Origin of the sequence: Bradyrhizobium sp. WSM1253, from assembly GCF_000244935.1 — a bacterium.
Classification (GTDB): Bacteria; Pseudomonadota; Alphaproteobacteria; order Rhizobiales; family Xanthobacteraceae; genus Bradyrhizobium; species Bradyrhizobium canariense.
This window is the reverse complement of sequence record NZ_JH600072.1, coordinates 250,037-269,251: the sequence shown is the minus strand read 5'-3', so window position 1 is coordinate 269,251 and position 19,215 is coordinate 250,037. Positions and strand designations below refer to the sequence as shown.

Here is a 19,215-nt window from a genome sequence, read left to right as displayed (position 1 = left end):
TACCAAGAACCTATGTTCCGTGATGCCCGACGCAACCCGGGTGACCGCTCTTCATGCCCCGGAGATCACCGCGTGCGCCAACTAGGCCGAGCTATACTTTGCGGAGGAGCTATTCGTGCAACCGAACGAGCGACGCGAACGGGAGCGTGAGATGCGTGACGCTGGGCGGCTGCCCCCAGGGCAGTCGCTGACCCTCAAGTGGCCGGTGCTGCATGTGGGCTCGGTGCCGGTCTTTGCTCCCACGACGTGGGATTTTCGCGTGTTCGGCCTGGTAGAGGAGCAGCTGCGGCTTTCCTGGGAAGCGCTCTGCAAACTGCCGCAAAGTGAAGTGTTTGCTGACTTGCACTCCGTCTCGCGCTGGAGCCGGTTCAACAACCATTGGGGAGGGATTCTCGCCGCAGAATTGATGAAGCGAGTAACGTTGCGGCCAGAGGCGCGGCACGTGATGATCCATGGCGAGAACAACTACACGGCGAACCTGCCAATCTCGGACTTTCTGCTCCCGACGACGGTTTTCGCCTTGCGGCATGACGGCGAACCCCTTACGGCCGAACATGGCTACCCGCTCCGGCTCGTGGTTCCAAACCTCTATGGTTATAAGAGCGTGAAATGGGTGCGCGGGATCCAGTTCTTGGATCGCGAATCGCCGGGCTTGTGGGAATTTAACGGATTTCACATTTACGGGGACCCGTTCAAAGAGCAACGATTTTCGAGCTGAAGGGTACGTTTCCTGCGCGGCAGCCGATCGATTGCTGATTAGGGATTTTCATCTGATTTCGCGCGCTGTAGAGCCGATTCGACGCATCCGAATAGAACCTTTTCGTCGATGGGTTTGGTCAGGTAGCCAACGACGCCTTGATCCAGAGCCCGAGTTCGCGCGCTGTCGTCGGGGTAAGCGGTGATCAGAATCGTTGGTATATTATAGCCGGATCCTACCAAGCGGCTATGCAACTCAGTCCCGGTCATGCGCGGCATGTGGACATCAACGATCAAACAGGAGCTATCGCGCACGTTTGGAGACGCCAGAAACTCCACTGCGGACGAGTAGGTCTCAGTCGTAAATCCCATCGCTTGCAGGAGACCCGCTAAGGCTGAGCGAGATTGTTCATCATCATCGATGATCGAAATTTGACTCTCGCTAGACATATCCCCGCCTTCATCACTGGGGAGGTGGCCCGCCGCATCTCGCGTTCCGTGTCCATCTCAGGAAGCGCACTGCGCGGACACCATTGGACCCTAACGACAAGGGTCTGAATTGGCGATTGTACGGCGGACGGGCGGTGCTACACTTTGGAACAACCGATGCTATACTTAGGAATAATCGATGCAGACCATGTGAATAGTTCAGCCCAGTTTGGGCCGCGTCCGAACGCGTGCGCTGATGTCGGGCCGTCGCGCTTGACGCGGCAGCAGGGCCTGGCGGCAAGCGATTAAGCCGTCAGTTGATTTGCCCAAATAATAACCCTCTTAGCTGATGGACCCACGTGCAAGCAGGAAGCGATTAAGACCGGGGCGACTTTATACCGAGCGTCTCCGCCATTTTGACAAGCTCGGCCAGCGATTGCGCACCCATCTTCTGCATAACATGACCGCGGTGCGCCTTTACAGTAATCTCAGCTATCTCCAGCTTAAAAGCGATCTGCTTGTTCTTTAAGCCAGTCGTCACGAGAGCCAGCACCTCTCGCTCGCGCGCGCTTAATCGCTCAAGACGCGAGTTCAATTCCGTGAGCCACTGCTGGGTCTTCCGCCGCGTCCGATCGCGCTCGAGCGCGATCGTGACTGCATCCAGCATGTCTTGATCGCGGAATGGCTTGGTTAGAAAATCCACAGCGCCTGCCTTCATGGCCCTGACCGACATCGGAATGTCGCCGTGGCCGGTCATGAAGATAATGGGAATGGAAGCGTTCACTTTCGACAGCTCGGCTTGGACGTCGAGACCGCCTAGGCCCGGCAATCTGACGTCAAGTACGAGGCAGCTCACCGCGTCGGGCAACAATTCGCCTTGCAGCAGCTCCGCTGCCGAGCCAAACATCTTGACCTTGAAGCCAACCGAGTTGAACAGGTCCCCGAGTGAGGCGCGGAAGTCGTTGTCGTCGTCAACCACGACGATAGTTGGCTCCTCAGCTACCGCACGCTTTTGAATTGAATGCTGCGCCACGGGATACTCCGCCAAAACCGACGATTCCGTGTAAAACTATCATCTTCACGAAGACCATTCAACAAATGACACTCCGCGAGTTCCAGCGTGGAACGCGATCGTTTGCGCGTGAAGATGATCTGACCTTTCATCGGTCGGACCAAAATAGGGGTGATGACTACAATCGACCTAGTCTCGCGCCCAGCCTATCAGCAGCTACAGATTTGCGAAACGTCCCTAGGATCGCTCTGGGCGGGTCCTTTTCCCGGCGCCGCTTGCTTTCGGTCGCTTTGTCCAAGTCCCGCGATAGGCTTTCTGCCTCTCTTCGCCACCAGCGGCAGATGCATGCCTTCTTAAGGTCCGTAACCTGCTTTCTTGACGGGCATCCAACGCCCGATCGTCCTCATCGCAATGTGACACCGAGACGCTACCTTCGAATGGCAAAGTTGAGCGCGACGGCGCAATTCATTCATACGGTTATCGGAGGAGCCACGCTTCGGCGGTACTCCGCGGGAGCAATTCCCGTCGCCTTCCGAAACGCTGTGGCGAACGCGTTACGACTGCTGAAGCCGACCGCCCGACCGATTTCCGTCATAGAGCCTGCGCGGTTTGCCAGCAGTAATTTGGCCTGCTCAACGCGACGTTTGGTCTGGTACCGATGAGGCGGCATTCCGAGAGATTGCTTGAACACCCGGCAGAAATGATACGGGCTAAGACGAACGAGCTGCGCCAACGTGCCAATCGGTATCCGCTCATTGAGATGCTCCTGGATGTAGGCTGTGACGAGCCGTTGCTGCCACTGTGCAAGACCACCTTGGAGTTGACGTTGAATGCTGGGCATCCCGCAAGTGAAACGCACGACTTCATGCATGAGCAAACTACCGAGACTCTCGAAGTAGACCGGGTCTCCTGCAGAGCTATCGACGAACGTCTTCAGCTTGAGCGCGGTGTTCCATAGCGTTTCGTCTTCGAACAGTAGGCGTGGGGAGTCCGGCAGGCCGGTGATGCCACGTTTAGAAAGAGCCCTCAGCCTCTCAGGGTCGAAGTAGAAGTACATGAGCCGCATCTGCGATCCGCGCGGCTCGTGGCAATCGTAAAACTCGCGGCCAGCAGGAACGAATGTCAGCTTCCGCTCGAGGTTCCGGAGGGCTGATGGCGGCAGACCTTCCACAAATGTTTCTCCATCGCGGCGCTCCCCCTTCTCGTACATGACGAGCATATGCATTGGAGCCCGATACTGATGTTGGATTTTGCCTCGATTTGTGGATCGCACAGATTCGGCCGTCATGCCGTGCCCCGTTATGGTGAGGCGTGCCACAGCCTCGCGAGGAGAAATTTCGACAACGGGATGGATCAAGTCCGCCGGCACCTGATCATCCAATTGGCGAGTTGGATCGAAAATGAGTGGCTCATGGTCGCAAACAATGATCGGAGATTGAGCTATCGGCAGCAACATTCGTGATCTTGAAAGTTGTTGCCGATCTTCAGGGCCGTGGCGCCAATCGCGTGGCTTTCCAAGCTCCTTGCAAAAAGGGACTTGCTGGAGCTCGGGTCGCGGCGTGGAGGGCGAAAGTGGTCGGCGGCGTTCCAACATCGCTTCACCCGTCTGCTGGAATTTGACTCGTGGCATCAACTGGTCATCATTGGCTGGACGCATGGAATTCGAACTCCGATTCAGGACTGCATTCATCCATACCGTTGCGCGATCGCGGTGCCTGCTTTGGGAGTAGGGCGTCGCGCCGGGCCGAGCGGCAGATCCTCCCCGAAAGCTGCTACAAGGGATGCGAGGTGAGCCTGCCCTGCGACACGGAAGTCGCCAATTGCACTCGCGTTTGCATGTCTGACAGAAAGGGCAAAACGGGATTAGACTTTTGGCGGAGCAGGGCTGCGACTTTTGGATATCCCGGCTCCGACCTATTTGGCGCGCGGCGTCACTTCACCGACTCTGATTTTTGAAGCGGCGGGCAAGCAAACCTCAATTTGGTTACGTCTGTCTCCCTCAACGCCGTGCGGGCTAGAAGGCGCCTCTGTCGGTCGGGGCATACGTTATCAGCAACAGATGTTCGACTGAGGAGGTTGGCTTGCTCACCGATTGTCGTGGCTCGCGGCTGCATCTTGCAGAAGCACTCCTGACAAAATGCCGAATAGGGCACGCGCTAATGGGACCCAATGCGTCGTGCAGCGATCAGGTATCGGTTCGAAGGACACTCTTGGTGTACCAGCTCGTCCAGCTCGATGCTTGGCTATTGTCTCTCCTCGATCGTGTCGCTCGGTATGCAGGAGCCCTGGCGCGGTGAAAGGGTCGTGACCTCCTCAACGGAAGCTGCTGCCTACTTGTTCGTCTGCCCGCGCGCATCGCGATACTGGGGGCGGCGACTATTCCTAACGATTATTCGTGGACGGTTACCATTCCAAAGTTGAATTTTCGCTTTCCAAAACGCTCGGTCACCATGGAAGAAACATCCGCTGCCAAGTACCGTGGGCGCACCGGGGAGGACCAGAATGGGCGATGAAGTTTCAAAGGGGCGCCCGGCTAGTACGCAGGTCGAACCCTCTGCGGAGACCTTGAGCGGTTTACGCATGCTGGACATCCGGACCGACCGCCTGCTTTCGTCATGGTTGCAAGAGGCCGGTATTCCTGACGGCGCCCTGAAGGCGAACGAACTTGCCCCCGATTTTCTTCTGCCCGAGGCAAATGGAAAGCTCGTTTCATCTTTGGAATTGCGACAAACTGCACCGTTAATTGTCATCTTCGTTTACGGGACTTGGTCCCCAATGTGCGCAGCTGGTCTACGCGCTCTTCACGGGGCCATCCCTAGTATCCGCGCTGCTGGCGCCAGAGTAATTGCGATAACGCCCGAGACAGGGGACTTGCTGCGCAATTTCAAACGCGACCACCGACTGGATCTGGAACTCCTCTCCGACCTAGATCTTGGGGTGAGCCTTTCGTTCGGCCTGTTGTCCGTGGTGCCGGGGGACGTAAAGAGCCATCTCTTGCGGCTCGGACTCGATCTCTGCGCTCCCCATGGCTTCTCCTTTTGGATGTTGCCGATGCCGGCCATCTATGTCCTCGACCAACGAGGGATCATCCGTCGAGCGTTTGTCGGCCCGGACTCCATCACGGGAGCGCAGACCGAAACCTTACTTGCTGCCCTGTCCGAAATAGGATGGGCCTAAGCCTCGTCCTTCGAGGCCGACCGGAATGAGACAAGTCAATTCAAGAGGCTGCGCATGGGCCACTGCAACTGCGTCATAGCCCGGCTTGTCCTGGCCATCCACGACTTCGCGTCACTTCAGCAACGACGGTTGGATGCCCGTGCCAAGCTCGGGCATGAGGAGGCGGGGCCGGGGCCCGTGATTTGGATCAAGGAACCTGCACCTTGTGCATCAGCGGTGCAAACATTGTCCTTGTTCGAGTCAGGGGCAGATGCGCGGCGGAGTTTGTCCAACGCACTCGTCCAGTCGCGAACACGAGCAACCTTGATGAAGGCGTCAAGCGCCGGCGAATACTGCCTCCCCGCCACGGCCAAAAGCTGCACCTCGCGCCGGACGGGGTCGCCCTCAATTCCGACAGTGGCGAGCGACGGTAGTCTGGGAGCGTGCTCTGGCGCCAAGATGGCCCCCAAACCGGCGAATGCCATTTGCTGAAGATGCCTTTCCTGATCGCTCCTGTGCACAACCTTGGGGCCTGGGTGGCCGGCAAAACAAGCCCGCTTAAATCGGTCTGCGACGTCGCATCCGACCCTTTCGAGAAAGACCAACTCATGCAAGTCTTCGAGCAGGATGACGGTTTGCCTGGCCATCGGATGTTTCCGAGACAAGATGAGCACGCAGCGTTCCTCGAACAGGCGCCAGCGGTCGATACGCTCAGGCAGCTCCATGGCGTCACCGACAAGTGCGGCATTGATCTCGCCATCCAAAAGCATCGCAACCAGCCCGTTGGCATCGGCCTCGCGCAGATCGACTCGAAGATCGGGGATGATCCTGGCGAGCTCCACGAGCAATTCCGTAATGAGTGCGGCGGAGACTGACGGCACCAGTCCGATCTTAAGCGGGGCTATTGTCTTCTTTTGATAGCCTCGTGCCTGAAGCCGTACGGCCTCGGCGGCGGAAAATATTTTCTCCAGCGTGGGCAAAATCATCTTGCCCAGATCGGTGAGCTGGGTGAGATGACGTTCACGGTGAATCAGCGCGCCACCGAGTTCTTGCTCCAGCTTTTGTATCGCCTTTGTCAGCGCCGGCTGCGTCACATTGCATTGCTCCGCAGCTCGCGTAAAATTTAGCGTCTTTGCTAGGGCTAAGAAATATCGCACCTGATAAAGTTGCAGCTGCATAGTCATACTCGAAACATTTGCCGCGGTACGGGCCGTTCGGTTCGTTGCCATAGTAGGCAGGGGTGATGATCAAGCGGTTGCTCGCGGAGCTTCCGAGGAAACAGGTATTGTGCGCCGGCTCGGAATTGCCGGCCGCGTCTTGCTGAAAGCGTTCGCATCGATGCTGTTTCCTATTGAGGTCGCGGTTGCTAGAACATCGTACGCGAGACCAGTTTAATGTCAGGTTTGCATTGGGATCGCCTCGCCTACCTTTCCATTAAGTGCTTTTTGTATTTGGGGATCTCCTAAGGCGTCAGTTCTGGACAGTGAAATGAGGGCCGCGGGAAGCGCGGCACGCTCACGCTCGTCGAAGAGGTTCCCAACTTCGCTTAGGCAGTTGGTCATGGCGAGCAGATGCGCATCATCCTAGCCATAATGCAGTTCCACGATTTGCAATTGTCCTGTCCTAAGACTAGGACATCAGCTCAATCCGAGAGTCCGAAACACATGTCCGATCGTCCAAATCTTACATTGCTTCGATCCCATCTCGATGTGCTGATGGCAACTTTGGATGTCGACGTCATTGGGCTCATCGAGTGTTTGGTTAGCCCAGGCTGGCGCCTGTCATTCGGAAGCGCGGAGGCGCCGGCTATCCACTACAATCTTTCCGGGACCGGACGAATGGTCGTGGGTGGCTTCTCCGCATTTCCTCTAGTACCTCACACCCTTGTCATCACACCGGCCAAGAAGCCGTTTCACATCGAGGTCGATGACCGCACAGCGGCCAAGAGAGTGAATGTGGTCGAAGCGCAATGGGATCCGCGCTTCGGCGAGCGAATCCAGCGATTCGTCGCCGGGGACCTGGACCCGATGGTCATGCTGATCTGCGGGTACTTTCGCGCTACCTACGGCTCGTCGATCGACCTCTTTGCAGGCCTTTCCACGCCGATTGTCGAGCGCTTCGAACCAGCCGATGAAGTGGGGTCAAAGTTGCAGGCCGCGTTGGCAGAAATCAGCGGCCGGCGGGTTGGAATGCAGGCGATGACAACCGCCATTCTCAAGCAGGTGCTCGTCACGCTCGTCCGTCGCAGTCTCAATTCGACCAGCGTTTGGCTCGAACGCTTCTCTATTTTGAGTGACCGTCAAATCGCTCTTGCGTTCGCCGATATGCTAGCGCGGCCGGCGGCCGATCACTCTGTCATGGCCTTGGCGCAAAAGGCCGGCTTGAGCCGATCCGCATTCATGGCGCGCTTTGTGCGCACGATAGGATGTTCGCCAATGGTAGCGCTCCGGCAAATACGGATGAAGCGTGCAGCCGATATGCTCGCCGCGAGGACATTTTCAGTTGAGCAGATCGCGCGGGCGGTCGGTTACAGGAGCTACAGTAGCTTTCTCCGTGCCTTCCGCCAAGTGCATGGATACGTTCCGGAAGAATCTGAGGGTGATGGACAGAACTCCGATTGAACATACGGCGAGGTGGTGAGGGCAGCCAAACGCCGCCGTGATAAGATCGCGTCTGAATTAAGCTTATGATAAATGGCTATCGGATAGATAGTCGCAGGGCATTTCCCATTATCCGGCGGCGACGGCACCTCAGCAGCTCGCCTTGCGAGTTACTACCGGGGCGACTGAAACGCGTCGCCGAGCTGTCGTGGTCACAACAACGTTAGCCGCGGCTCATCGTGGTTGGGCGACGATCCTTTGTCACGAATTCGATCATGGCCTCGAAAGCGGATCGCCGATTAGCAACTGATGGCACCTGCATTGCGAAACCGAAATGACTGATTGAAGTCAAGTGTGGACGGTCCCGTGTCCCGGATTTTCTTCGCTGCTTGAGACGCGGTCGCCCTCTAACTCCTGCCGTACCGGCCTTGATCGTAGGCCTGCAGGATGCGGACAAACTCGGCCATGCTGGATCGATCCCGATCGGTCACAACCGCAACTTGAGCATTGGACGCGGGCCGGCTCCCTTGCCGGAACCGGATTAAGAGATCGGCGATGCTTATCATTGGGGGGCTCTCCGCAACCATGGAAGTAAACAGTAATTACTGGCAACATACGGCTCGATGATGGGAAAGACCGGTCGAGCATTACGTGGCCGACCTTGTCCTGCAACTGCCTGCTCGCGGGCCGGTTCCGTTGCTGCTCGCTCCGTATCATCTGGTAGCACCGAGCGCTTAGTTGTTGCCATTGCGCGAGGGTATGAAGTGACCCTGCCGAGGTATAGGTCGACCAGACCTCGGTTCAATTCCAAATGAGTGCACACAAAAAAAGGGCCGCCTGCGTTGCCACAAGCGGCCTAAGTCTAGGGAGGAAACGCCCAAGGTGGGCAGCGATAGCTGGGAGGGCCACCGCACGCGTTATAGATACGACGATCGCGATTGTTGCTCAATTGACCCTACGTACGGGTCGGGCATCCAAACGGAGTAAGGGACCTATACGAAGAAGGCGCCCTTTGAAGCGGACCGCTTACACGAGACGAGCGCCGTCACTTTTAGCTCATTACGCCGAGCATCGAGCGCGGCATTAACCGCTATCTCGACGTCGCACGCGATCGAATAGCGCGCGGCTCCCACCTACTATCGGTCTCTCGAATTGCTGTGCCGTCTGCACGGGACGATTTCGGCACTCCAAGTATACAAATCGGAGCCGCTCAGCTCTGGGCGCCTAGCGGGCATCAAAACAATAACTGGAGGTAATTTGTGAAATCGTCTCCGGTGTGATGCGATGCTCATCGGCTTGTAGACGCCCGAGTGGCACGAACTTTCGTCGGGAGCGCGAGCAATCCCGGCCTGCAGGTTGAGTTCGAGGAGATCGGAATTTGAGTCTGAACTTCACTGCGTACAGCAATCCTGGTAATTTCGTGCGTATCGCCGCAAGGCTGCTGCCTTGGCTTTGGGGTTGGACGGCGTTCGCCTTCGCAGTTGGTCTGCTTGGAACATTCGCCGCGCCACCCGACTACCAGCAAGGCGAGACGGTGCGCATCATGTACATCCACGTTCCCGCAGCGTGGACAGCGATGCTTGCCTACACGTTCATGGCGGTGTTTGCGCTCGGATCCTTAGTTTGGCGTCATCCACTTTCCGATGCAGCACAAAAGGCGGCTGCGCCGCTTGGCGCGGCTTTCACCTTTATCTGCCTCGTCACAGGCTCCCTCTGGGGTAAACCGATGTGGGGCGCATATTGGGTTTGGGACGCCCGGCTCACCTCCGTGTTGGTTCTGTTTCTGATCTATCTCGGTCTAATCGCGCTCTGGCAGACGATCGAGGACCCGAACCGGGCGGCACGAGCAGTTTCGATCATGACCTTGGTTGGGTTCATCAACATCCCAATCGTGAAGTTTTCGGTTGATTGGTGGAACACTCTCCACCAACCGGCATCGGTATTTCGCATGGAGGGCTCGGCGATTGCCGGCACGATGTTATGGCCGCTGATTGTGATGGCGCTCGCATACTCGCTTTTGTTCGTGACTCTCCACGTAATGGCAGTCCGTAACGAAATCATGCGACGCCGTATCCGGCGGCTTGCGATCACGATGGCGGCTGCGGGTGAACCTGCCATGGCTTGCATACTGCCTGTCGAAATGGCGTCCTGAGCAGATTGTGATGCAGCATAGCGGATTCATCACAATGACTTTTCTGGTGACGGGCACCGTGCTTGCCGGGATGATCGCGGCGGTCCTCATCGACTATCGCGTTCAGCGCCGTACCCTGCGTCGTCTGCGACTTGGTCACTCGGATCCGCGCGGCCGCGTATGAGCAACATCACACCTTCGATTCACCTCCCTGCGAGCACCACGGCCCGTCAACGCGCGCTGGCCCGCCTGTGGGTGATTATCCCGCTTCTAGTCTTCTTCGGAATCGCGGTATTATTCCTGGTGCGGCTCGGCGCCGGAGACCCGTCGCTCGTGCCCTCCGCTGTGATCGGCAAGCCGGCACCGCAGTTTGCACTGGAGCCGCTCGAGGGGCTTCGCACGCCTGGTCCACCCGGCTTGTCGAGCGCCGATCTGCGGAAGGGGCACGTGACAATTGTGAACGTGTTCGCATCATGGTGTATCGAGTGCCGGGAAGAACAAGGGGCTCTGATGGCGTTGGCGAGCGACCGGATGCTGCAGCGGCAGGGGGTGACGCTTACCGGCATCGTCTACAAAGACGATCCCAGAAACGCGCTAGCCTATCTCGCCGCGAATGGGAACCCCTTCGCACAAGTCGGCACTGACCTGTCCGGCCGAACGGGCATCGATTTCGGCGTCTATGGCGTCCCCGAGACCTATGTGGTCAAGGGGGATGGCACAATCGCCTACAAGCTGGTTGGAGGCATCTCGGACGCAAGTCGACCTGCTTTGATGGCGGCAATTGCCGGGGCAGAGCGTCCATGACGACTGCCTTGCAAGTCCATTTACATCATTCGGGAGTGGCCGATCGGACCATGGGAGCGGCACACATAGAAGCAGTCCGATTTTCAAGCGCGCCGGATGCCCGAAAACGTGGTACGTTACGGATTGGCGAAAACGGACGGAGGCCTTGAACGTGCTCTGGGCCGTCTTCGCAATGATGACCTTTGCAATCGTGCTGGCGCTGGCCCGGTCGCTCTCCGAGCGGCGTGAGAGCTTTGGCGATCACGATTCCGACGTGGCCTTCTATCGCGGCCTTCTGGCCGAGGCGGATGATGACGTCCGCTGCGGACTCGTAGGGCCCGAGGATGCCATGGCCACGCGTGCCGAGATCGGGCGCCGGCTGCTTGCGTCACTCGACTCCGCGTCGGAGAGCCGGCCGCATGCGTGGCCGCGCTGGCAGCCGAGACGCACTGCCGCGGCCTTGGCGATCGCCCTAGTGCTGCCACTCGTGGCTCTCGCGTCGTATCTCAAGGTCGGCGCTCCCAACCAGCCTGATATGCCGATCGCATCGAGGCGCACGGGTGAGGACTTCACTCTCGCTGCCGCGATTTCCGAAGTCGAGACGCGTCTGAAGGGCCACCCCAATGATGGCCGCGGATTCCAGGTTGTCGCGCCAATTTACCTGCGCATGGGAAGGTTTCAGGATGCGGCGCATGCGTATAGGGCGGCGCTACGGCTGCTCGGCGAAAATGCGGAGGAGCGTGCGTCTCTTGGGCAGGCCCTGACGATGGCTGCCGACGGCGTTGTGACTGCAGAAGCACGCGGTGCCATTGACCAAGCGCTCGTGGATGATCCCAAACAGCCTCTGGCCCGATTCTTCCATGCGCTCGCAGTAGAGCAAGATGGCGACACAGATCGGGCGAGACAACTTTGGGAGGCGCTGGAGGCCGATACGCCAGCCGGCGCCCCGTGGATGGATGCCGTCCGCCAACACCTGGATAAGTCTTCTAGGCCAACTCAATCAAAAGCAGAAGCCGGCCGAAGCCGGGCTGAAGTCGCGGCGCTTCCACCGGAGCAGCGGAGAGACGCGATCCGCGGGATGGTGGGAGGACTGGCCGAGAAGCTTTCGAAGGATGGCCATGACCTTCAGGGATGGCTGCAACTGATTAGGTCCTACGTCGTATTGGGTGAACGCCAGAAGGCCGAGGCGGCCGTCGCAAGTGCGCGCGCCCAGTTAGCAGAAGATGCGCAAGCGCCAGAGCGCATCGATGAACTCGTCAGTCAGCTTGGTTTGAAGAGGTAGACTTTGACCAGAAAGGGCAGGCGCATCGCTATCATCAGCGCAGCAGGCTTCACCTTGGCCATCGCGGTTGGGCTCGTCCTGTTTGCGTTGCGTGACAGTATCGTCTTCTTCTACGGGCCGACCGAGATGGCCGAAAAGGCGCCGCCGCGAGGAACCCGTCTGCGCATCGGCGGCCTGGTGAAACGTGGCTCACTTACCTATGGTGGATCGTCGACTGTCGTCTTCGCGGTGACCGACCTGAAGTACGACATCCAGGTCAGCTACACCGGATTGCTGCCGGATCTCTTCCGTGAAGGACAAGGCGTCGTAGCCGAGGGCACGGTGGAGGGACCGGGCGTCTTTCATGCCGATACCGTGTTCGCCAAACACGACGAGCGATACATGCCCAAGGACGTAGCCGACAAACTCAAGCAATCAGGCATTTGGCGGAACGAAAATCCGCGTGGGCGCAATAGCGCGGCCTTCCACGAAACACCACAACGGGACGGACCGAAAGGATGATCGTCGAAACCGGACATTACGCGCTCGCTCTGGCTCTCGCCGTCGCGCTGCTTCAGTCAGTTCTGCCGCTCTGGGGGACCCGCAGTGGCGATTCTGGGCTGACTTCCATTGCGGTCCCGGCTGCAATCACCCAGTTCCTGCTGTTGGGCTATGCCTTCGCGGCCCTGACTTACGCTCATGTGGTGTCCGACTTCAGTCTCGTGACAGTCGCCGAGAACTCGCTCACGACCAAACCACTCGTGTACAAACTCGCCGGCGTCTGGGGCAACCACGAAGGATCCATGCTGCTTTGGGTTCTGATTCTCGCGGCCTTCGGAGCGGCAGTTGCGATTCTCGGGCGCGGCATGGCAAAGGAATTGCGCGCCAATACACTAACGGTCCAAGGCTGGATCTCTTTTGCCTTCCTCTGCTTCATCCTGTTCACCTCCGATCCCTTCGTGCGACGGTTTCCGGCGCCCTTTGAAGGCCAGGATCTCAACCCGCTGCTTCAAGATGCGGGCCTTGCAATACACCCACCGCTCCTTTACCTCGGCTATGTCGGCTCCTCGATCGTGTTCTCGTTCGCGGTGGCGGCGCTGATCAGCGGACGGTTGGACGCCGCTTGGGCCCGCTACGTTCGGCCTTGGATACTGATTGCCTGGATCTTTCTAACGCTTGGCATAGCCATGGGCTCGTACTGGGCCTATTACACCCTCGGCTGGGGCGGGTTCTGGTTCTGGGATCCGGTCGAAAACGCGTCACTCATGCCCTGGCTTGCGGGTACCGCGCTCCTGCATTCGGCCGCCGTTATGGAGAAACGCGAAGCCCTCAAGATCTGGACACTGTTCCTGGCGATACTTACATTCTCGCTATCGCTGCTCGGCACCTTCCTGGTGCGTTCAGGGGTGCTGACCTCCGTTCATTCGTTTGCCAGCGACCCGACGCGCGGCGTCTTCATCCTGATCATCCTGACTATGTTCATCGGCGGTTCCCTCGCGCTTTATGCTTGGCGTGCGCCTTCCCTGAGCCAACGTGGTCTGTTCGCGCCCGTGTCACGCGAGAGCGCGCTCGCAGTCAACAACCTGCTGCTCACCGCCTGCTGCGCTACGGTCCTGACCGGCACGCTCTATCCGCTCGCGCTTGAGGCTCTGACCGGGGACAAGATTTCGGTCGGTGCACCGTTTTTCAATTTGACCCTCGGTCCGCTACTAGCGTTGATCGTTCTGCTAATGCCGATCGGTCAGTCGCTCGCCTGGAAGCGTGGCGACCTGCTCGGCGCGGCGCAACGGGCGACGGTTGCAGCCTTGGGGGGCCTCGTGGTCGCACTTGTGCTCGTTGCCGTCATCCGAGGCGGCCCTGTCCTCGCCACGGTTGGCCTCGGCCTCGCCGTCTATCTCATAGTCGGTTCGTTCGCCGATGTGATGTCGCGTATCTGGGCACGTGGGCAGCCCATTCGAGTGATGCTGGCCCGCGCGGTCGGGCTGCCGCGCTCCGCCTGGGGTGCTGCTATCGCTCACGCTGGCCTTGGCGTGACACTTATGGGCTTGGCGGCGACCGGTTGGGGCGTGGAGCGGATCGCGACCGTCAAGCTAGGTCAGGGGATCGATCTCGGGCCTTATCAAGCGACTATCGAAAATCTACAATCGCGACAGGGCCCGAACTACTCCGAAGTCCTGGCCTACACGGTCATAAGCCGGGGCGGCGCGGCCGTGGCCACCGTCGAGCCCGCCAAGCGCAGTTTTCCCGTACGACAGACTACCGTCAGCGAGGCAGGCATCGTGACGCTGGGTTTTGGCCAAATCTACATTTCGATTGGGGACCAGCACGCGGATGGTTCGATCGATGCGCGCATGTTCTGGAAGCCGCTCGTGACGGCCATCTGGATAGGCGGTGTCATCATGGCGTTTGGAGGGATCGTGTCGTTGTCTGATAGACGCCTCAGAATCGGCTTTGCGCGCCGCGCGGTTCGCGTCCGCGCCCCAGCTAACCCCGCAGCAGCGCCGCAGGCCGCGGAATGACTTCGCTTCGTCGCATTCTTCTGCTTTCGATCGTATTCGCAGGCCTCGCGCCTGGCTTGGCCAGGGCGGTGCAGCCAGACGAGGTCCTGCCCAACCCCTACCTTGAGGCGCGCGCGCGCGATATTTCCGCCGGACTGCGCTGCCTGGTCTGCCAAAACCAGTCGATCGACGATTCGAAAGCAGAGTTCGCGCGGGACCTCCGACTGCTGGTGCGCGAACGCCTTAACCTCGGCGAGAGCGACGAGCAGGTCCGCGACTTTCTGGTGAAGCGTTATGGGAACTTTATCCTGCTGAGACCACCGCTCGACTTGGAAACCACCTTCCTCTGGGGAATGCCGGCTTTGGTGCTCGCAGCGGGCGGGATCGCTCTCCTGTTCAGATTGCGACGCCTGCAACCTACGCCGGCGGCGCCCTTGAGCCAAGCCGAGCGGGATCGGCTCGCGGCCTTGTTAGACGCGGATACTCCGCTATAGGCATTGCCCGATGATCAAGTCGTCTTAGCTTGGGAAGCGTGCGGAGTCGCTCCGCGACGGGGAGCTCCCAAGCAAACCCTTCCGCTGCATGCGCTTGTCATTCTCCCGCCCCGCGAAGTGCCGCGGCTGCGGCGATTGGGGCGAGGGCGATGGATGCAAGTCCCAGAGCGCAGAGAACCAGGAAGGGTGTCAGAACGGGCGCTGTGCCACTCTGCGCGGCGGAGACACCGAAGATCAGCACTGGTACGGCTAGCGGTACAACGAGGATCGAAAGCAGAAGACCACCCCGCCGCAGCGTGACGGTAAGCGCTGCACCGATCGCTCCCAGGAAGGTGAAAGTTGGCGTACCCACCAACAAGGTCGCTGCTACCGCCCAGAGCGCCGAGCCGTCCAAGTCCAACATCAGGCCAAACAAAGGCGAGAGCAGAACGAGCGGTAGCCCTGTAACAAACCAGTGGGCCACGCACTTCACCAGAACAATGAGTTCTAGCGGCGTCGGCGACAACAACATCTGCTCCAGCGAACCGTCCTCGTGATCCGCCTGGAACAGACGGTCAAGGCCCAATAGACTCGCGAGGAGCGCCGCTATCCACAGAATGGCTGGACCGATGCGCGATAGCAAGCGCAGGTCAGGTCCAATCGCGAAAGGTACCACAGTTACGAGACTGAGGAAGAAGACCAGGCCAAGAACTCCGCCTCCGCCGATGCGACGCGCCAGCGTGACGTCGCGAAGAAAGACGACGAGGAGAATACGGATCATGGCCCCGATCCGGCGTCGCCATTGCGTCGAGACCATTCCGGGGAACTCGGAAAAGCGGCGTGACCTCTTCTCCCCCGACCTTGAGACAGACGGCTATAAGGATGCCGGCCGCCCCTCAGCGGGAAGACACTCACCTCGCTCCGAGCCTGACTTGGATTGTCCCCGGCAGACCGAGTGGTTCGTGGGTCGCGGCGAGCATCAATCCTCCGCTTCCGAGATGGTCGGCGACAATAGTCTTGAGCAAGGCTCGTGCGTGCCGGTCTAGCGCGGTTAGCGGCTCGTCGAGCAGCCATAGAGGGCGATCGGCAACCAGGAGCCGGGCCAATGCGACACGGCGACGCTGCCCCGCGGAGAGATAGCCAACGGGCAGATCGAGAACGTGGGCTAACTCCAGACGCTCCAGCGCGTCTAACGGGGTTAGCCGACCTTGGCCCAAAATTCCCAGGCCGATCTCGAGGTTTTCGCGAGCGGTCAACGCTGATTTCAGCCCGTCGAGATGACCCACGTAGTGGAGGCGCTCTGCCAAGGGCGCTGAATCCATGGCTTCGGACTCCACCAGTGACATGCGACCAGATCCCAATGGCAAGAAACCGGCGATAGCGCGCAAAAGAGTGGATTTGCCCACGCCATTGGGACCCGTCACCTCGGCGAGTTGGCTCGAGCCAAGTTGCAAATACACTCCGCCTAACACCACGCGCTCGCCGCGCGCGACGGACAGATCCTCGATCAAGAGATGACACCGCTGCGTGATATCCATTTTTATTTCCGGTTGCCCGTTGTCTCGCTCGGATCGCTTTCGAACGCCGGGTTGGAGGGCTTATCGAAATGAACGATTCTGGATCAGCATGTTCGAACGAAGGGCGGCGCCGTTGGGGAGAACCGCCCAACAGGATGACGAAGGTCAATTCTTCGGGGCTGCCCATTAGAAGAATGCGAGCCCTATTGTGATCGTAAGCAGCAAGATCTGCCACGCGATGACCCACGCAACGTAGCAGCGTGATAGAAGGAGTGGATTGGGTCGCATCACATCTTTTAACCGAAAGCGTGTCGAAAAGGGGCGGGTCTCTCCTCAAACGGCTTTCTTTGGCTGGTCCGTCGCCCCAACTTGGCGGCCTCGGCCGCAACCTGGGAGGCGCGAGGCCTTCCCAGCGCGGTCCGCGCCCGCCGGGTAGCCGATGCCCCTCCGATGCACAATGTTGGGGGAGGCGGTTGCGAAGGGGGCGCTCCCAAGCACGGGTCTCAGGCAAGAGAGAGGGTCTCCCAAGTCTCAGCGAGCGCAGCTGCGAGTTCCGCTATGTGGCTATCGCCGTGATATGGCGAGGGCGTGATGCGGAGACGCTCGGTCCCACGGGGAACGGTCGGATAGTTGATCGGCTGGATGTAAATGGCGTGGCGCTCTAGAAGACGATCGGCTGCCGCCTTACACAATTCCGCATCGCCGACAATCACAGGCACGATGTGGGTGTCGGTCGGGAAGACTGGAAGCCCGGCGGATTTGAGCGCCCGCTTCGTTGCAGCGGCTTGCCGTTGGTGTGCTTCGCGCTCGGCAGACGAGTGCTTCAGGTAACGAACGGACGCACGGGCTGCGGCGGCAATTGGTGGAGGGAGTGCCGTCGTGAAGATGAATCCGGGCGCGAAGCTGCGCACCGCGTCGCAAATCGATCGCGACGCCGCGATATAGCCGCCAACGCAGCCGAATCCCTTGGCGAGGGTACCCTCGATCACGGTCACGCGGTGCATCACGCCATCACGCTCGCTGATCCCGGCACCGTGACCGCCATAGAGGCCAACCGCGTGAACCTCATCGAGGTAGGTCATCGCGCCATACCGGTCCGCGAGGTCGCAGATGGCGCCGATCGGCGCCACATCGCCATCCATCGAGTATACGGACTCGAACACGACAAGCTTGGGGCGGTCTCCTGCCTCGCGCAGCAACGACTCAAGGTGACCGAGATCGTTGTGCCGGAAAATCCGCTTTTCGCAATTTGATTGGCGGACGCCTTCGATAATCGAATTGTGGTTATCTGCATCAGATAAGACCACGCAGCCTGGGATCAGCTTACCGATCGTCGAGATGCTGGCCTGATTCGATACGTACCCGGAGGTAAAGACGAGGCTCGCCTCCTTGCCATGCAGATCAGCGAGCTCGCCCTCCAAATCAACCAAGGGGGAATTATTGCCGGCGATGTTGCGCGTTCCACCCGCTCCTGCGCCGCAGCGGTGTGCCGCTGCGGTCAGTGCACTCACGACTTCCGGGTGCTGTCCCATACCGAGATAGTCATTCGAGCACCAAACCGTGATTTCCCTAACAGTTCCGTCAGACCGGCGCCATTTCGCGGCTGGGAAGCGGCCGGAGATCCGTTCGATGTCGGCGAAGACGCGATAACGTTGCTCCCCGTGCAGGCGCTCAAGACAGCCGTGGAAATGACGCTCGTAAGCTTCGGCCGCACAATTGTGATCGTCCGCAGCGAACGTCCCGTTGGGCGGCGTCAATGCTCGTTCCCCCGGCACTACGTCCACACACAAACGTCTGCTACTGACGTTTCCGTGTGGCCGATGCCTTGCTTGCCAACTCGCTGGTACGTCCAGATCGTCCATCTCAATCTCTCCTGACCGTCCCTCGACCGTAGCTCATCACGCATTCGCGCTCGTATTAGTTATAGTTTGCATGAGGTCCGGTTATGGTCGGGTGCCGCCTGAGCCAGCTTACAACTGGCCCGCCTGCGTCCATTTCGGAAAACCGCACGCCCGTTCTGGTGCAACTATCAGCGAGGCGGCTTTGCGGTCCTCTCCGTGACAGCGGCTGAATTGCAGAGCGTAGAGACGTGCCTTGCGCGAGGTCAGAATGCATACCTGTTCTACGATGCGGCCCTTTCCATGACGACGGTATGGTCCGCCCTTTGTACAGTGGCAAGCCGATGAGCAACCAGGATCGTGGTGCGTCAGTCGTTGTGCGATCAGCGCCTACTCCAACTCGCTCGTTCCCGAGTCGAGCGTGGAAGCCGCCGTTCACGATCGCGCGGGCGATAGCGAGGGCGCTGGCGTTGACCGATTGAGAGAGTCACTCCGCGCCTGCCGACCGACGTGTCGTATCCTTCTGGCGGCGGCGCGTGGTGAAACAATCAGCTGCCGCTTTGGTCACGCCCTGCGCACCTGGTCGATCAGGCCTCCCGCCGACAAAGCGGATCTTCTCGGCGATGCTGCCGGAGAAGATCCGAGATCCTTATGCACGAGGGCGAACTACCGCCTGAGGTGCTGGGATCCAGCGTCGCGCGGTCAGTTGCGGCGAAGCGGGTCGCATCAACATTCGTTTCCAGCGAAGCGCTTCTGTGCCTTCGTCCTTCGAGGCCTTGCACGATGCGCTCGGCGCGCAGATGCAAACGCCACTAGGGTCA

At 59.4% G+C, this 19,215-nt stretch carries 17 protein-coding genes; 10 read left to right on the top strand and 7 right to left on the bottom strand.

What is annotated here, in order from left to right; all coding sequences use genetic code 11:
* Positions 1–151 precede the first annotated feature (151 nt).
* Positions 152–718: a molybdopterin-dependent oxidoreductase gene (locus tag BRA1253DRAFT_RS01230; RefSeq protein ID WP_035992194.1), complete on the top strand. Its 567-nt coding sequence runs from the start codon at positions 152–154 to the stop codon at positions 716–718.
* Between the two features lie 38 nt (positions 719–756).
* Here the strand turns inward: BRA1253DRAFT_RS01230 and BRA1253DRAFT_RS01225 are convergent, their stop codons facing one another.
* The 3 genes from BRA1253DRAFT_RS01225 to BRA1253DRAFT_RS01215 form a co-directional block, all read right to left on the bottom strand.
* Positions 757–1,146, bottom strand: a complete 390-nt coding sequence (locus BRA1253DRAFT_RS01225; protein ID WP_009859380.1) for a response regulator transcription factor — start codon at positions 1,144–1,146, stop codon at positions 757–759.
* Between the two features lie 355 nt (positions 1,147–1,501).
* A complete protein-coding gene (locus BRA1253DRAFT_RS01220; RefSeq protein WP_009859379.1) occupies positions 1,502–2,158 on the bottom strand; it encodes a response regulator transcription factor in 657 nt (218 codons plus the stop codon).
* Positions 2,159–2,606: 448 nt separating this feature from the next.
* Positions 2,607–3,794 (bottom strand): AraC family transcriptional regulator, encoded by a 1,188-nt coding sequence (locus BRA1253DRAFT_RS01215; RefSeq protein ID WP_009859378.1) that lies wholly within the window; start codon positions 3,792–3,794, stop codon positions 2,607–2,609.
* Between the two features lie 845 nt (positions 3,795–4,639).
* Between BRA1253DRAFT_RS01215 and BRA1253DRAFT_RS01210 the strand changes: the two genes are divergently transcribed.
* Positions 4,640–5,314, top strand: coding sequence for a redoxin domain-containing protein (locus tag BRA1253DRAFT_RS01210; RefSeq protein WP_009859377.1), 675 nt, complete (start codon positions 4,640–4,642; stop codon positions 5,312–5,314).
* Between the two features lie 116 nt (positions 5,315–5,430).
* On the opposite strand, the gene BRA1253DRAFT_RS01205 is transcribed toward BRA1253DRAFT_RS01210, so the two are convergent.
* Positions 5,431–6,471 carry a LysR family transcriptional regulator gene (locus tag BRA1253DRAFT_RS01205; protein WP_009859376.1) on the bottom strand — a complete coding sequence of 347 codons (1,041 nt, stop codon included), beginning with the start codon at positions 6,469–6,471 and terminating at the stop codon, positions 5,431–5,433.
* 486 nt (positions 6,472–6,957) lie between these two features.
* Between BRA1253DRAFT_RS01205 and BRA1253DRAFT_RS01200 the strand changes: the two genes are divergently transcribed.
* From BRA1253DRAFT_RS01200 to BRA1253DRAFT_RS01165, 8 genes are all read left to right on the top strand, one after another.
* Positions 6,958–7,914, top strand: a complete 957-nt coding sequence (locus BRA1253DRAFT_RS01200; RefSeq protein ID WP_009859375.1) for an AraC family transcriptional regulator — start codon at positions 6,958–6,960, stop codon at positions 7,912–7,914.
* 1,357 nt (positions 7,915–9,271) lie between these two features.
* The gene (locus tag BRA1253DRAFT_RS01190) at positions 9,272–10,045 is read left to right on the top strand and encodes a heme ABC transporter permease (RefSeq protein WP_009859373.1); all 774 of its coding nucleotides are present in this window, start codon (positions 9,272–9,274) and stop codon (positions 10,043–10,045) included.
* A 10-nt stretch (positions 10,046–10,055) separates the two neighbouring features.
* Entirely contained in the window at positions 10,056–10,208 is a 153-nt protein-coding gene (gene ccmD, locus BRA1253DRAFT_RS45795) for a heme exporter protein CcmD (protein ID WP_083869754.1), read from the top strand.
* Positions 10,205–10,828 carry a DsbE family thiol:disulfide interchange protein gene (locus BRA1253DRAFT_RS01185; RefSeq protein WP_009859371.1) on the top strand — a complete coding sequence of 208 codons (624 nt, stop codon included), beginning with the start codon at positions 10,205–10,207 and terminating at the stop codon, positions 10,826–10,828. The genes ccmD and BRA1253DRAFT_RS01185 overlap by 4 nt, the downstream gene beginning before the upstream one ends.
* A gap of 151 nt (positions 10,829–10,979) precedes the next feature.
* Positions 10,980–12,089 (top strand): c-type cytochrome biogenesis protein CcmI, encoded by a 1,110-nt coding sequence (gene ccmI / locus BRA1253DRAFT_RS01180; protein ID WP_009859370.1) that lies wholly within the window; start codon positions 10,980–10,982, stop codon positions 12,087–12,089.
* Between the two features lie 3 nt (positions 12,090–12,092).
* Entirely contained in the window at positions 12,093–12,590 is a 498-nt protein-coding gene (ccmE, locus tag BRA1253DRAFT_RS01175; RefSeq protein WP_009859369.1) for a cytochrome c maturation protein CcmE, read from the top strand.
* The gene (locus tag BRA1253DRAFT_RS01170) at positions 12,587–14,587 is read left to right on the top strand and encodes a heme lyase CcmF/NrfE family subunit (RefSeq protein WP_009859368.1); all 2,001 of its coding nucleotides are present in this window, start codon (positions 12,587–12,589) and stop codon (positions 14,585–14,587) included. The genes ccmE and BRA1253DRAFT_RS01170 overlap by 4 nt, the downstream gene beginning before the upstream one ends.
* A complete protein-coding gene (locus BRA1253DRAFT_RS01165) occupies positions 14,584–15,060 on the top strand; it encodes a cytochrome c-type biogenesis protein (protein ID WP_009859367.1) in 477 nt (158 codons plus the stop codon). Before BRA1253DRAFT_RS01170 ends, BRA1253DRAFT_RS01165 begins: the two co-directional genes overlap by 4 nt.
* A 97-nt stretch (positions 15,061–15,157) precedes the next feature.
* Here the strand turns inward: BRA1253DRAFT_RS01165 and ccmB are convergent, their stop codons facing one another.
* The 3 genes from ccmB to hemA all read right to left on the bottom strand — a co-directional run bounded on the left by ccmB (position 15,158) and on the right by hemA (position 18,418).
* Entirely contained in the window at positions 15,158–15,820 is a 663-nt protein-coding gene (gene ccmB, locus BRA1253DRAFT_RS01160) for a heme exporter protein CcmB (protein WP_009859366.1), read from the bottom strand.
* Positions 15,821–15,950: 130 nt separating this feature from the next.
* Entirely contained in the window at positions 15,951–16,577 is a 627-nt protein-coding gene (ccmA, locus tag BRA1253DRAFT_RS01155) for a heme ABC exporter ATP-binding protein CcmA (protein WP_009859365.1), read from the bottom strand.
* Between the two features lie 482 nt (positions 16,578–17,059).
* Positions 17,060–18,418: a 5-aminolevulinate synthase gene (hemA, locus tag BRA1253DRAFT_RS01150; RefSeq protein ID WP_009859364.1), complete on the bottom strand. Its 1,359-nt coding sequence runs from the start codon at positions 18,416–18,418 to the stop codon at positions 17,060–17,062.
* Positions 18,419–19,215 lie beyond the last annotated feature (797 nt).

Excerpts from the sequence above, each read along its gene's own strand:
- BRA1253DRAFT_RS01205 (WP_009859376.1), bottom strand. The coding sequence starts at position 6,471 with ATGCAGCTGCAACTTTATCAGGTGCGATATTTCTTAGCCCTAGCAAAG.
- BRA1253DRAFT_RS01170 (WP_009859368.1), top strand. The coding sequence starts at position 12,587 with ATGATCGTCGAAACCGGACATTACGCGCTCGCTCTGGCTCTCGCCGTC.
- BRA1253DRAFT_RS01185 (WP_009859371.1), top strand. The coding sequence starts at position 10,205 with ATGAGCAACATCACACCTTCGATTCACCTCCCTGCGAGCACCACGGCC.
- BRA1253DRAFT_RS01165 (WP_009859367.1), top strand. The coding sequence starts at position 14,584 with ATGACTTCGCTTCGTCGCATTCTTCTGCTTTCGATCGTATTCGCAGGC.
- ccmB (WP_009859366.1), bottom strand. The coding sequence starts at position 15,820 with ATGATCCGTATTCTCCTCGTCGTCTTTCTTCGCGACGTCACGCTGGCG.
- BRA1253DRAFT_RS01200 (WP_009859375.1), top strand. The coding sequence starts at position 6,958 with ATGTCCGATCGTCCAAATCTTACATTGCTTCGATCCCATCTCGATGTG.
- ccmD (WP_083869754.1), top strand. The coding sequence starts at position 10,056 with ATGCAGCATAGCGGATTCATCACAATGACTTTTCTGGTGACGGGCACC.
- BRA1253DRAFT_RS01225 (WP_009859380.1), bottom strand. The coding sequence starts at position 1,146 with ATGTCTAGCGAGAGTCAAATTTCGATCATCGATGATGATGAACAATCT.
- ccmA (WP_009859365.1), bottom strand. The coding sequence starts at position 16,577 with ATGGATATCACGCAGCGGTGTCATCTCTTGATCGAGGATCTGTCCGTC.
- BRA1253DRAFT_RS01210 (WP_009859377.1), top strand. The coding sequence starts at position 4,640 with ATGGGCGATGAAGTTTCAAAGGGGCGCCCGGCTAGTACGCAGGTCGAA.
- BRA1253DRAFT_RS01230 (WP_035992194.1), top strand. The coding sequence starts at position 152 with ATGCGTGACGCTGGGCGGCTGCCCCCAGGGCAGTCGCTGACCCTCAAG.
- BRA1253DRAFT_RS01215 (WP_009859378.1), bottom strand. The coding sequence starts at position 3,794 with ATGCGTCCAGCCAATGATGACCAGTTGATGCCACGAGTCAAATTCCAG.
- hemA (WP_009859364.1), bottom strand. The coding sequence starts at position 18,418 with ATGGACGATCTGGACGTACCAGCGAGTTGGCAAGCAAGGCATCGGCCA.